This window comes from Streptomyces sp. NPDC088745, from assembly GCF_044751045.1.
GTDB lineage: Bacteria > Actinomycetota > Actinomycetes > Streptomycetales > Streptomycetaceae > Streptomyces > Streptomyces cremeus.
Genome location: NZ_JBIVLB010000001.1, coordinates 278,074 through 290,393 on the forward strand (window position 1 = coordinate 278,074; position 12,320 = coordinate 290,393).

Sequence of the window (12,320 nt, forward strand, 5' to 3'; positions counted from 1 at the left end):
GGCATGGACAGGGCAAACTGGCCCTGTCGACAAGAGCCGGGACAAGGGCGCCACGGGAAGCAACAGCAGAGGGAGTGCGATGGACGGCATACCGGGCGGCCGCGGCCTGCCGAACGACGACCGCCTCTCCCCCGCCGGCCTGCGCTTCAGCGTCCTGGGACCGGTCCGCGCCTGGCGTGGCGGCGAGCCCGTGCCCGCCGGGTCGCCCCAGCAGCGCGCCCTGCTCACCCTGCTGCTGCTGCGCGAGGGCCGCACCGCGACCGCCGCCGAGCTCATCGACGGCGTGTGGGGCGAGGAGCCGCCCTCCCAGGCGCTGGCCGCGATCCGGACGTACGCCTCCCGCCTGCGCAAGGCACTCGGCGCGGACGTGCTGGTCAGCGTGGCCGGCGGATACGCGATCCGGCCCGTGCCGGGCGCCCTGGACCTGGCGGTGGCGCAGGAGCTGGCCGCCGACGCCGACAAGGCCCGCTCGGCCGGGGACCGGTGCGCGGCGCGCACCCTGCTGGGCGAGGCACTCGGGCTCTGGGACGGGGAGGCGCTGGCGTCCGTGCCGGGGCCGTACGCGGAGTCGCAGCGGGCCCGGCTGGAGGAGTGGCGGCTCCAGCTCACCGAGACCCGGCTCGACCTGGACCTGGAGGTCGGCTGTCACGCGGAGGCGGTGTCGGAGCTGACCGCGCTGACCGCCGCCCATCCGCTGCGCGAGCGGCTGCGCGAGCTCTTGATGCTGGCGCTGTACCGGTGCGGGCGGCAGGCGGAGGCGCTCGCCGTGTACGCCGACACGCGCCGGCTGCTCGCCGATGAACTCGGGGTCGATCCACGCCCCGAGCTGGCCCGCCTCCAACAGCGCATCCTGGCCGCCGACGAGGAGCTGGCCCGCCCGGTCGAGGCCCCGGCCGCCGTCGCGCCCGCCCCGCTGCGTCCCGCCCAGCTCCCGGCCGCCGTCGCCGACTTCACCGGCCGGGCCTCCTTCGTACGCGAACTCGGCGAGCGGCTGGCGCAGGCCGAGACGAGCGTGATGGCGGTCTCGGCGATCGCCGGCATCGGCGGCGTCGGCAAGACCACCCTCGCCGTGCACGTCGCGCACGCGGCGCGGCCGCACTTCCCCGACGGGCAGTTGTACGTCGACCTCCAGGGGGCGGGGGCGCGGGCCGCCGAGCCGGAGACGGTCCTCGGCGCGTTCCTGCGCGCGCTCGGCACGGCGGAGACCGCGGTCCCTGACTCGCTGGACGAGCGAGCCGCCCTGTACCGCTCGACCCTGGACGGCCGCCGGGTCCTGGTCCTGCTGGACAACGCGCGCGACGCCTCGCAGGTCAGGCCACTGCTGCCGGGGACGCCGGGGTGCGCGGCACTGATCACCGGCCGCACCCGGATGGTCGACCTCGCGGGCGCGCACCTGGTGGACCTGGACGTCATGTCGCCCGACGAGGCGCTCCAGCTCTTCACCCGGATCGTGGGCGAGGAGCGGGTGACGGCCGAGCGCGAGGCGGCGCTCGACGTGGTCGGCGCGTGCGGGTTCCTGCCGCTCGCGATCCGGATCGCCGCCGCCCGGCTGGCCGCGCGCCGCACCTGGACGGTCTCGGTCCTCGCCGCGAAGCTGGCGGACGAGCGGCGCAGACTGGACGAGTTGCAGGCGGGCGACCTGGCGGTGAAGGCCACCTTCGAGCTGGGGTACGGCCAGTTGGAGCCCGCCCAGGCCCGCGCCTTCCGCCTGCTGGGCCTGGCCGACGGCCCCGACATCTCGCTGGCCGCGGCGGCGGCCGTGCTGGACCTGCCGCTGTACGACACCGAGGACCTGCTGGAGTCCCTGGTCGACACCTCGCTGCTGGAGTCGGCCTCGCCGGGCCGCTACCGCTTCCACGACCTCGTCCGGCTCTACGCGCGTGCGTGCGCGGAGCGGGACGAGCAGCCGCCCACGGAACGGGCGGCGGCGCTGTCGCGGCTGCTGGACTTCTACCTGGCGACGGCGGCGGGGGTGTACGCGATCGAGCGGCCGGGGGACCGGCTGGTCGAGCACCTGGAGCACACCCGGCACCCGGGCCTGGTCTTCGCCGACCGGACCGGCGCCCAGGACTGGCTGTACACCGAGGCGCCCTCGCTGCTGGCCTGCATCCGGCAGTCCGCCCGGGACACGACCCTGCGGCGGGCGATCGACCTGCTGTGGACCGCCGTGGACCTGGCGGAGTCGGGCACCAACTCCCGGGAGTACGAGGCCACGGCGGCGGACCTGCTGGCGGCCGCCGTACGGTGCGCGGACCGCAGGGCGGAGGCCCGGGCCCGGGTCGCGCTGAGCAACGCGCACCTGATCGCCGGACGGTTCGACCAGGCGGACCGCGAGGCGGCACAGGTCGTCGCGGCCCCCGCCGGACCGGCCCAGGACCTGCTGCCCGTGTGCTGGGCCGACAACATCCGGGGCGTCATCGCGCTCTACCAGAACCGGCACGCGGAGGGCCGGGAGCTCCTGACCCGGGCCATCGCCCACTTCCGCACCTGCCAGGACCTCCCCGGCGAGGCCAGTGCCCTGTGCAACCTCTCCCGCATCCACCTGGCGACCGGGGACACCGCGGAGGCCATCGCGCTCGCCCGGCGGGGCACCGAGATCTACGACGCCATGGGCAACTCGCTGCGCGGCGCCAACGGGCGGTACGCGCTGGGGCTCGCCCTGACCCGGAGCGGGCAGTTGTCCGCCGCCCGGGACCGCCTCTCGGAGGCCCTGGACACCTTCCGGCAGAACCGGCAGCGGATCTGGGAGGGGCTGACGCTGTGCCGCATCGCCGAGGCCGACCTCGCCGCGGGCCGGCCCACGGAGGCGGCCGCGGGCGCGGAGGCGGCGCTGTCCGTGCTGCACGACATCGGCGGGCGGTGGCGCCGGGCCATGGCGCTCACCGTGCTCGGGCAGGCCCTCATCGGCCTCGGCCAGCCCGGCCGGGCGCAGGCCTGCTGGCAGGAGGCGCTCGTCCACTACGAGGACCTGGGCTCGCCGGAGGCGTCCGACCTGCGCGTCCGGATGGCGTCGGTGGCGGCCGGATAGCCCTCGGCCCGGGCGTTCATCGTTCGTTTATCGCCGCCCGGCACTCTTCTGGTGTCGGAGCCGTCGCGTCGGGGGGCAGGCGGAACCGACATCGGCGGCCCCGTCCGGGGCGCGCCCGCCGAACGCCCGCCCGACTGTCGCACGGGGGAACAGTGGGGCGGGCTCCTCGGCCCCTGCCGCAGAACGAGACTTCAGGAGTTGATCAGTATGGGCGAGCAGAAGAAGACCGACCAGGACCTCCGGCCCACGGACGTGCACGCCAACGGCGAGCAGATCGCCCCCAAGGACGTGCACGCCAACGGCGGCGCCGGCACGGAGGACGTGCACGCCAACGGCGAGCCCGCGAAGTAGACCTTCCTGCACGGGGATCGGCCGCGGCGGCGCGGAGGGGGAGCCGCCGCGGCCGCACGCCGTTCGGGGCCGGTTGCCCCACGCGTCGTATCCGCAGGTCGAACGGGTATTCAGGCGGAGGCAACCCATACCCCCCATTTCGCCCTCCTCCCGTACGAGACCTCCTCGGAAGGACCGGAATGACCGCCCAGCGCAACCCCTCGTCCCACCCGGACCGCACGGAGGCCCTCCTCCCCCGCCCGGACCGCACCACGGCCTCGCTGCGCGCGGCGGTGGCCCGGCTGACCCCCGCGCAGCTCCCGGAGATGGAGCGGCAGATGGAGGAGGCCCTCTCGCTGGCCGCCCGCACGGGTTCGCTGGCTCCGCTCACGGCGTTCCTGGAGAGCTGGTCGGTGGCGACGGAGATCGCCCGCGTCCCGGCGACGGCCGAGCGCCTGCGCACGGCGGAGTACACCGCCCGGACGGCGGCCCCCGGCTCACCGCAGTGGCGTGCGGCGATGGAGGAGATCGGGGCGGTGCAGGGCGAGGCGCGCCGGGCGCTGGCACAGGACTGAGGGCGCGGCCCGGCCCGCGGGTCAGCGTCCCGCGCGTCCCCGCAGCTCCCCCTTCAGCACCTTCCCGCTCGCGTTCCTGGGCAGTTCCGGCACGAACTCGACCTCTCTGGGGACCTTGTAGTTGGCCATTTCGCGGCGGGCCCAGGCGATCACGTCGTCGCCCGTCAGGGAGGTGCGCGGGCGGCGGACCACGTACGCCCTGCCGACCTCGCCCAGCCGCGGGTCCGGGACGCCGACGACGGCGACGTCGGCGATCCCCGGATGCAGGCCGAGCACCCGTTCGATCTCGGCGGGGTAGGCGTTGAAGCCGCCGACGATGAACATGTCCTTGATCCGGTCGGTGATCCGGAGGTTGCCCGCCGCGTCCAGCACGCCCACGTCTCCGGTGCGCAGCCAGCCGTCCGGGGTGAGGGCGGCGGCCGTGGCGTCGGGGTCCTCGAAGTAGCCGCGCATCACGTGGAAGCCCCGGACCAGGACCTCCCCCGGGGCGCCGGGCGCCGCGTCCACCCGTACCTCCGTGCCCGGTATCGCCCGTCCCGAGGTGGCGGCGACGGTGTCCGGGGCGTCGTCCCGCCGGCACATCGAGACGATGCCGGACGCCTCCGAGAGGCCGTAGGCGGTGAGGACGGTCGCGATGTGCAGCTCGGAGCGGAGGCGTTCGACGAGCCGGAGGGGCACGACGGCTGCTCCCGTCACCACCAGCCGCAGGGCGGTGAGGTCGTGGGCGCCGCGGGCCGGGTGGTCCAGGAGGGACTGGTGGAGGGTCGGGGGGCCGGGCAGGACGGAGATGCGTTCGGCGGCGATGTTGGCGAGGACGGTGTCCACGTTGAAGACGGGCTGCGGGACCATCGTGGCGCCGCGGGTGAGGCAGGCGATGATGCCGGCCTTGTAGCCGAAGGTGTGGAAGAAGGGGTTGACGATCAGGTACCGGTCGCCTTCGCGCAGGCCCGCGAGGTCGGCCCAGATGTCGTAGGCGCGCAGGGTCTGGGCGTGGGTGATGACCGCGCCCTTGGGGCGGCCGGTGGTGCCGGAGGTGTAGACGATGTCGGAGGGGTCGCGGTCCTGGATCTCCGCCGCCCGCGCCCGTACCGTCTCCCCGCTCACCTCTTCCCCCGCCGCGAGGAAGTCCTTCCAGGTCAGGAAGGTGGCGGGGGCGGCGTCGTCGGACAGGACGACCACGTCGGCCAGGTGCGGGAGGCCGGGCAGGGGGCCGTCGCCGGGGCCCTCGGACGTCGCGCGCCGCAGGGAGGCGACGTAGGAGGTGCCGAGGAAGGTGCCCGTGACGAACAGCAGCCTGGCGCGGGACCGGGCGAGGACCTGGGCCGCCTCGGCGCCCTTGAACCGGGTGTTGAGGGGGACGAGGACCGCGCCCGCCGTGACCGCGCCGAGGGCGGAGACGATCCAGTCGAGGGTGTTCGGGGCCCAGACCGCCACCCGGTCGCCGCGCCGCACGCCCCGGGCGAGACAGGCGGCGGCGGCGCGCTCGACGCGCTCCCCCAGTCCGGCGTACGTGACGCGGGTGCGGCCCTCGACGACGGCCTCCCGCGCGCCGTACCGCTCGGCGGCGTGCCGGACGAGTTCGGGGACGGTGGCCCACCGGGCGCGTCCCGGGGCGCCGGTCACGTGGTCCTGTGCGTCGAACTGCATCGCGAGCCCTCCCACACCACTAGCTGACTAACCGTCAGATTAGCTGTAGCCTGACGCGCTGTCAGCAGTCGGTCGACGGCCGGGACGAGCGCGGAGAGGCTGTGGAGCATGCCGGGACTCAAGGACGCGACGGCGATAGTCGGCATCGGGCAGACCGAGTTCGCCAAACAACTCCCGCAGAGCGAGAAGGAGTTGGCCTGCCGCGCCATTCTCGCCGCGCTCCACGACGCGGGGATCGACCCCGCCGAGGTCGACGGGTTCGCCTCGTACACGATGGAGGAGACGGACGAGGTCGAGGTCGCGAAGGCCGTCGGGACCGGGGACCTGACCTTCTTCTCCAAGGTGGGCTTCGGCGGCGGCGGCTCCTGCGCGACCGTCGGGCACCTCGCGGCCGCGATCGCGACGGGGCAGGCGAGCGTGGGGGTGGCCTGGCGGTCCCGGAAGCGGGGCAGCGGGCCCCGCCCGTGGAAGAACACCACCGTCCAGCTCCCCACCCCCGCCCAGTGGACCCGCCCCTTCGGCCTGCTGCGGCCCGCCGACGAGATCGGCATGCTGGCCCGCCGCTACTGCCACGAGTACGGGGCCACCCGCGACCACTTCTTCAACGTCGCCCTCGCCTGCCGCAACCGGGCGAACCAGAACCCGGCGGCGATGATGTACGAACGCCCCCTCACCCGGGACATGTACATGAACGCCCGCTGGATCAGCGAGCCGCTGTGCCTCTTCGACAACTGCCTGGAGACGGACGGGGCGTTGGCGTGCGTGATCGTCGGCGCCGAACGGGCCCGCGACTGCCGCCGGAAGCCCGTGTACGTCCACTCCGCCGCCCAGGGGCTGCCCGCCCAGCACCACGGCATGGTCAACTACTGGAACGACGACCCGCTGACCGGGCCCGCCTGGACCGCCGCCCGGCACCTGTGGAAGCAGGCCGACTTCGGGCCGCAGGACGTGGACGTGGCGCAGATCTACGACGCGTTCACGCCGCTCATCCCGCTCTCGCTGGAGGGCTACGGCTTCTGCGGGCGCGGCGAGGGGGCCGCCTTCACCGAGGGCGGGGCGCTGGAGATCGGGGGTCGGCTGCCGGTCAACACCGGCGGCGGCGGGCTCTCCGAGGCCTACGTCCACGGCTTCAACCTCATCACCGAGGGCGTGAAGCAGCTCCGCGGCACCTCCACCGCCCAGGTCCCGAACGCCGCCACCTGCCTGGTCACGGCGGGCGAGGGCGTACCGACGTCCGCACTGCTGCTGAGGAGCTGAGCACACCACCATGAGCGACGACCCGCGCTCCCCCGCCGACCCCCGCCCCTCCACCGGCTCCCGCCCCCCTACCGGCTCCCGCTCCCCCGCCGCCGAGGGCCTCCTGTCGCCCGTCGCCGACGCCGACGGCGCGCCCTTCTGGGAGTACGCCGCCCGCGGCGAGCTCCGCGTCCAGGGCTGCTCCGACTGCGGCGAGCTCCGCTTTCCGCCCCGCCCGTGCTGCCCGCACTGCCACTCCTTCGCCTCCGCGTGGCGGCCGATGAGCGGCCGGGGCACGATCTGGTCGTACGTCGTCCCGCACCCGCCCCTGCTTCCCGCGTACGCGGCGCGGGCCCCGTACAACGCGGTGCTCGTGGAGCTGGCGGACGCCCCCCGCATCCGGCTCGTCGGCAATGTCGTCGCCTCCCCCGACGCGGCGCTCGACTCGGTCGATCCGGGGCGGCTGCGGATTGGGGCCCGGGTGCGGGTGGCCTTCGGGAGGCTGCCGGACGGCACGGCGGTCCCGCGCTGGCTGCTGGAGCGGCCGTGACGACGGTACGGGTGGCACGCGACAAGGACACCGGGGTCGCCGTCGTCACCCTGGACCGCGAGGCGAAGCTGAACGCCGTCGACCTGGCCACCGCCGCCGAACTCGCAGCCGTCTGGCGGGAGTTCCGTCACGACGACACCGTACGGGCGGCCGTCCTGACCGGGGCGGGCCCCAGGGCCTTCTGCACCGGCTTCGACCGCACGGCCGTCGTGCCGCAGCCCTCCTCCCCGTATTCGGTGGACGACCCCCTCCTCACCATCGGCCCCAAGGCCAACGACCTCTGGAAGCCGGTGGTCGCGGCGGTGCGCGGGATGGCCTGCGGCGGGGCGTTCTACCTGCTGGGCGAGTCGGAGTTCGTGGTGGCGGGCGAGGGCGCGACCTTCTTCGACCCGCACACGACGTACGGCATGGTCAGCGCGTACGAGACGGCGCTGCTCACCCAGCGGATGCCGTACGGCGAAGTGGCCCGGACGGCCCTGATGGGCACGGCGGAACGGATGTCGGCGCGGCGCGCGTACGAGGTGGGACTCGTCTCCGAACTGACGGCGGACGGCGAGGAGTTGACGGCGGCGCTGCGGTCGGCCGAGGTGATCGCGGGGCATCCGACGGAGGCCGTGCAGGGGACGGTCCGCGCGGTGTGGGCGGCCAAGGAGGCGGCGTTGGCGCCGGCGTACGCGCAGGCGCCGCACCTGATCGCCCTCGGCAGCCTGCCGCCGCGGCGGCAGGCGGAGCTGTTCGCGCGGCGGGGCACGGGGTTCCGGATCCGTTGAGGGGCCCGCCGGGGGCCCGGCCGTGCGGACGGCCGGGCCCCTCGGGACACGGGCGGGGCCCAGGAGCCGGCGGGGCCCAGGAGCAGGTGGGACTCAGGAGCTGGTGCGGGTGGCGTACTTGACCTCGCAGCGGCCCGAGAGCGTCTCGGTCGAGCGCTTCACGTACACCGTGGAGACGTCGACGGAGCGGGACTGGCCCGGGGCGACGGCGATGATGCTGGTGGAGCGGGAGCCGATGGTGGAGCCGTTGTTCGTGAAGCGCACCGTGAAGCTGTAGTTGTAGGTGCTCGACGAGCTGCTGTTCGTGGCGGTGATGGTGGCGAGCATGCCGCGCGACGGGTCGTACTTGCAGTCCGCGATGCGCAGGTCGCGGTTGGCCGCGTTGCCGCCGCCGCTCACACCGGGCACGGAGCCGCCCGAGCCGGAGGAGCTGGAGCTGTCCGAGCCGCCCGTGGTGGAGGAGCTGGAGCCGCCGCTGGAGGAGCTGGAGCTGCTGCCGTCGTAGCCGCCCGTGGAGGCCTGGTAGTCGCCGCTCGATGAGCTGGAGCTGCTGCTGGAGTCGCTGCCCCCGCTGCTGGAACTGCTGGAGCTGCTGGAACCGCTCGAACCGCCGCTGCAGCTCCCGCCGTGGGAGCCCCGGGCTCCGGTGAGTGCGACGACGGCGATGCCGAAAACGGCCACTGCGCGGACATGGCGGAGCTTCATGCTTCCAACCCCCGTTGATGTGAAGCGAGATGGGACGAAATGGGCGTTCACGCCCCGGGTGGCACTGGCAGGAGCCACCCCGATGTAAAGAAAACATAAGGGCGAGTGCATGACACCCTAACAGCGCTCGTCGCGTGGCGGGTGCCGGTCCTCGGGCGTAGCGTCAAAGCTCCGCGAACCCTCACAGAACCCCGACATCGCTCGACACCTCTCGACCCCGAGGAGCCCGAGATGGTCAGGAACGCCCTCGGCGCGGTACTCGCTGTCGCCGGTGCGACGGCCGCCGTGTGGAGCCCTTTCCGGGCCTGGAACGACGGTCGGCGCGGCCGTGACTACCGCGTCGAAGACCTCTTCAACGGGATCACAGACGTCTCGGCTGAGCCGATCGGTTCCCTGCTGCTGCCGTTCCTTTTCGCGGCGCTGCTCGTGCTGGTCGCGGTGTTCCTGTGGACGCGTCCGCTGCGGTCCCGCCCGCTGCTGGTGCTGGCGGGGCTGATCACGCTGGGCTGCACCGTGCTGTGGCTGGTGCGGCAGGGGCAGGCGGCGGGCGGCATCGCGGTGAACGCGGACGGGACGGGGCTGGGGATGGGAGTGGCGAGCGCGGTGGGGGGCGGGGTGCTGATGCTGCTGGCCGCCGCGGTGATGAACGGACGCCGGCGGGCACGTCCGCTCCTGCCCGGGCGCCCTCGGGCGCGCCGCGGGTGGCGGGGCGCGGACCCCGTGGACGCGCCGGACCAGGGGGCGACGTACACCCGGCCGGCGCCGACGGCGGACGAGCTCCGTCAGGGCCGGGGGTGACCGCACGGACGGCCGCGGCGCAGCCGCGCGGCGGGCGGCGCGGCGGGCGCTTCCCGCGCGGGCGCGGGGCCGGGGCAGTTCCGCGCGGGCGCGGGGCCGGGGCGGTTCCGCGCGGCGGAGCAGCGAGCAGCCGCCGGCCCGCCCCCGGAGTCCCTCAGCGGGCGCGGCCCGTCGCCGTGCCCTTGACCGCGTCCAGCGCGTACACGCAGCGGTCCTTGCTGCAGGCGTAGACGATTCCGGCCTCCGCCACCGGTGAGCCGGTGATCTCGCCGCCCGTCTTGAGCTTCCAACGGAGCTGGCCGCCGACCGCGTCCACCGTGTAGAGGCAGTGGTCCGCCGACCCGAAGTGGACCCGCCCGTCGGCCACCACCGGCGCCCCGACCAACTCGCCGCCGGCCGCGAAGCGCCACTTGGGCGTGCCGGTGACCGCGTCCAGCGTGTAGAGCGCGCTGCCGCTGCCCACGTGCACGTGGCCGGAGGCCACCAGCACCGGTTCCGTGGACTGGCGGGACTCGGTCGCGATCCGCCACCGGTCCTTGCCGGTCGACGCGTCCAGCGCGTACACCGTGCCGAGGTAGTCGGCGAGGTAGACGCCGCCGCCGGTGACCGCCGGGCCCGGCGCGAAGGCGGGCGGGGAGAGGAAGACCGCCGGCGCCTCGAAGTGCCAGCGGACGTGCCCGGAGTCCTGGGCGATGGCCAGCACCCGGGTCCCGGCGGAGACGTACACGTAACCGTCCTCCGCCGAGGTGACGCGCACCGGCACGTTCCCGCAGGAGGCCGCGTCGCCGACCGGGTACGTCCAACGCTCCACGCCGGAACGGGAGTCGAGGGCGCGCAGCCGGGCGTCCTGCCACACGAACACGGTGTCGCCGTGCACGTCGGGCCCCGCCTCCGGGGTCTCGAAGTCGGTCTGCGCCCCGGTGATCTCCCACAGCTTCTGCCCGTTGGAGGCCTCCCAGGCCTGCACGCCGCCGCCCCGCGTCCCGGTCACGACGGTGCCCCGCGCGGCCTTCAGCGAGTACACCCAGGCGTCGCTCTGGAGCCGCCAGCGCTCCGCCCCGTCCGCCGCGTCCAGCGCGTACAGCGTCGGCCCGTCGGAGGCGTGGATGCGGCCGCCGGAGACGGCCATCGCCCAGGCGACGTCCCGCGTCTTGAACTGGCGGCGGCCGGACGCGACGTCCAGCGCGTGCACCTCGAAGGACGTGACGTACACCAGGTCGCCCGCGACCGCCGGGGTCCCCCATACGTCGTTCGACATGCGGAAGCGCCACGGCCGCCACCCGCTGGGCGACGGCCCCTCGGGCGGCTGCGGGGGCACGGCGGCGGGCGCGGGCGGCGCCCCGTTCACGGCGGCCCCGCCGGGCGCACGCACCCAGCCGGTGGCGGACTCGGCCACGGCGGCGGTGGCCGCCCCGCGCCCGTCGGCCACCCGGGGCCCCGGCCCGATCGGCACCTTCGCCCCGGCGAGCCGGACCGGCCCGTCGACGCGGGAGGGCGGCGGGGCCTGCCCGGTGCGCGGGTCGGGGTACGGGTCGCGCGGGTGCGGCGTGTACGGGGGCGGGCCCGGCGGGAGCGGCGGCGGCGCGGGCCGCTGCGGCGCCGGCACGACGGGGGCGGCCGGGGTGACGCGGCCGCCGCCGCGGCGCTGCTCGATCATCGCGGTGGCCCGCTGGGGCAGCCACGCCGACGCGGTGCCGGAGTCGTCGCCGCCGGAGGAGAAGAGGTGCGGGGCGAGCTGGGCCTGGAGGTCGGCGGGGCTGGGCCGCAGGGCGGCCTCCATGCCCATGCAGGACTCGATCAGCGGACGCAGTTCGTCCGGGAGCCCTTCCAGGTCGGGGCCCTCGCGCAGCAGCATGAACACGGTCTCGACGGGGTTCGCCCCGTGGAAGGGGGCGTGCCCGGTCGCCGCGAAGACCAGGGTCGAGCCGAGCGAGAAGATGTCGCTGGCCCCGGTGACGCCGCGGGAGTCGCGGGCCTGTTCGGGCGACATGTACGCGGGGGTGCCGACGGCGACGTTGGTCATGGTCAGCCGGGTGTTGGAGACACCGGACGCGATGCCGAAGTCGATGACCCGCGGCCCGTCCTCGACGACCAGGACGTTGGACGGCTTCAGGTCGCGGTGGACCAGGCCCGCGCCGTGGATGGACTGGAGGGCCTCGGCGATGCCGGCGGCCAGCCAGCGCACCGCGTTCGCGGGCATGGGCCCGCACTCGTTCACTATTTCCTCGAGCGAGGGCGCGGGGACGTACGCCGTCGCCAGCCACGGGACGGCCGCCCGGGGGTCGGCGTCGACCACGGCCGCCGTGTAGAAGCCGGACACGGCGCGCGCCGCCTCGACCTCACGCGTGAAGCGGACCCGGAACAACTGGTCCTCGGCGAGTTCCGTCCGCACGGTCTTGATCGCCACCCGGCGACCCGACGCGGAACGCGCCAGATAGACGAGCCCCATCCCGCCGGCCCCGAGCCGTCCGAGGACCTCGAACGGGCCGATCCGCCGCGGGTCGTGCTGCGTCAGCTGCTCCACTTGCCTGCCACCTCCCCGTACCAGGCCGCGAAACACAGCCCCGGGGGCATTCTTCCTGCCGGAGGCGGCCGTGGCTAACCCGGGGCCGGAATGGAATGTTTCCCCCCATTTCGTACACATCTGGTGGGGATTCCGGTCGCAAGCGGAGGCGGAACGA

10 protein-coding genes are annotated in these 12,320 nt (G+C 74.8%); 7 read left to right on the forward strand and 3 right to left on the reverse strand.

The window, feature by feature from the left end; all coding sequences use genetic code 11:
- Positions 1 to 79: 79 nt before the first annotated feature.
- From ACIP93_RS01175 to ACIP93_RS01185, 3 genes are all read left to right on the forward strand, one after another.
- Positions 80 to 3,028 (forward strand): BTAD domain-containing putative transcriptional regulator, encoded by a 2,949-nt coding sequence (locus ACIP93_RS01175; RefSeq protein ID WP_401754341.1) that lies wholly within the window; start codon positions 80 to 82, stop codon positions 3,026 to 3,028.
- Between the two features lie 207 nt (positions 3,029 to 3,235).
- Positions 3,236 to 3,379, forward strand: a complete 144-nt coding sequence (locus tag ACIP93_RS01180) for a hypothetical protein (RefSeq protein WP_345221864.1) — start codon at positions 3,236 to 3,238, stop codon at positions 3,377 to 3,379.
- Positions 3,380 to 3,558: 179 nt separating this feature from the next.
- Complete coding sequence (locus ACIP93_RS01185) at positions 3,559 to 3,933, forward strand: DUF6247 family protein (RefSeq protein ID WP_345221861.1); 375 nt, start codon at positions 3,559 to 3,561, stop codon at positions 3,931 to 3,933.
- A gap of 21 nt (positions 3,934 to 3,954) precedes the next feature.
- On the opposite strand, the gene ACIP93_RS01190 is transcribed toward ACIP93_RS01185, so the two are convergent.
- Complete coding sequence (locus tag ACIP93_RS01190; RefSeq protein WP_401754345.1) at positions 3,955 to 5,580, reverse strand: FadD3 family acyl-CoA ligase; 1,626 nt, start codon at positions 5,578 to 5,580, stop codon at positions 3,955 to 3,957.
- A gap of 108 nt (positions 5,581 to 5,688) precedes the next feature.
- Here ACIP93_RS01190 and ACIP93_RS01195 point away from each other — a divergent pair, with 108 nt between their 5' ends.
- From ACIP93_RS01195 to ACIP93_RS01205, 3 genes are read left to right on the forward strand one after another with little or no spacing between them, the layout of a single operon-like run.
- Positions 5,689 to 6,837 (forward strand): lipid-transfer protein, encoded by a 1,149-nt coding sequence (locus ACIP93_RS01195; protein WP_345221856.1) that lies wholly within the window; start codon positions 5,689 to 5,691, stop codon positions 6,835 to 6,837.
- Between the two features lie 10 nt (positions 6,838 to 6,847).
- Positions 6,848 to 7,366 (forward strand): OB-fold domain-containing protein, encoded by a 519-nt coding sequence (locus ACIP93_RS01200; RefSeq protein WP_345221854.1) that lies wholly within the window; start codon positions 6,848 to 6,850, stop codon positions 7,364 to 7,366.
- Positions 7,363 to 8,136 carry an enoyl-CoA hydratase/isomerase family protein gene (locus ACIP93_RS01205; RefSeq protein WP_345221852.1) on the forward strand — a complete coding sequence of 258 codons (774 nt, stop codon included), beginning with the start codon at positions 7,363 to 7,365 and terminating at the stop codon, positions 8,134 to 8,136. The genes ACIP93_RS01200 and ACIP93_RS01205 overlap by 4 nt, the downstream gene beginning before the upstream one ends.
- Before the next feature lie 93 nt (positions 8,137 to 8,229).
- Here the strand turns inward: ACIP93_RS01205 and ACIP93_RS01210 are convergent, their stop codons facing one another.
- Positions 8,230 to 8,841, reverse strand: coding sequence for a hypothetical protein (locus ACIP93_RS01210; RefSeq protein ID WP_345221850.1), 612 nt, complete (start codon positions 8,839 to 8,841; stop codon positions 8,230 to 8,232).
- Between the two features lie 231 nt (positions 8,842 to 9,072).
- Here ACIP93_RS01210 and ACIP93_RS01215 point away from each other — a divergent pair, with 231 nt between their 5' ends.
- Positions 9,073 to 9,639 (forward strand): hypothetical protein, encoded by a 567-nt coding sequence (locus tag ACIP93_RS01215; RefSeq protein ID WP_345221848.1) that lies wholly within the window; start codon positions 9,073 to 9,075, stop codon positions 9,637 to 9,639.
- A gap of 154 nt (positions 9,640 to 9,793) precedes the next feature.
- Here the strand turns inward: ACIP93_RS01215 and ACIP93_RS01220 are convergent, their stop codons facing one another.
- Complete coding sequence (locus ACIP93_RS01220) at positions 9,794 to 12,163, reverse strand: PQQ-binding-like beta-propeller repeat protein (protein WP_401754351.1); 2,370 nt, start codon at positions 12,161 to 12,163, stop codon at positions 9,794 to 9,796.
- Between the last annotated feature and the right edge of the window lie 157 nt (positions 12,164 to 12,320).

Excerpts from the sequence above, each read along its gene's own strand:
- ACIP93_RS01175 (WP_401754341.1), top strand. The coding sequence starts at position 80 with ATGGACGGCATACCGGGCGGCCGCGGCCTGCCGAACGACGACCGCCTC.
- ACIP93_RS01180 (WP_345221864.1), top strand. The coding sequence starts at position 3,236 with ATGGGCGAGCAGAAGAAGACCGACCAGGACCTCCGGCCCACGGACGTG.
- ACIP93_RS01185 (WP_345221861.1), top strand. The coding sequence starts at position 3,559 with ATGACCGCCCAGCGCAACCCCTCGTCCCACCCGGACCGCACGGAGGCC.
- ACIP93_RS01190 (WP_401754345.1), bottom strand. The coding sequence starts at position 5,580 with ATGCAGTTCGACGCACAGGACCACGTGACCGGCGCCCCGGGACGCGCC.
- ACIP93_RS01195 (WP_345221856.1), top strand. The coding sequence starts at position 5,689 with ATGCCGGGACTCAAGGACGCGACGGCGATAGTCGGCATCGGGCAGACC.
- ACIP93_RS01200 (WP_345221854.1), top strand. The coding sequence starts at position 6,848 with ATGAGCGACGACCCGCGCTCCCCCGCCGACCCCCGCCCCTCCACCGGC.
- ACIP93_RS01210 (WP_345221850.1), bottom strand. The coding sequence starts at position 8,841 with ATGAAGCTCCGCCATGTCCGCGCAGTGGCCGTTTTCGGCATCGCCGTC.
- ACIP93_RS01215 (WP_345221848.1), top strand. The coding sequence starts at position 9,073 with ATGGTCAGGAACGCCCTCGGCGCGGTACTCGCTGTCGCCGGTGCGACG.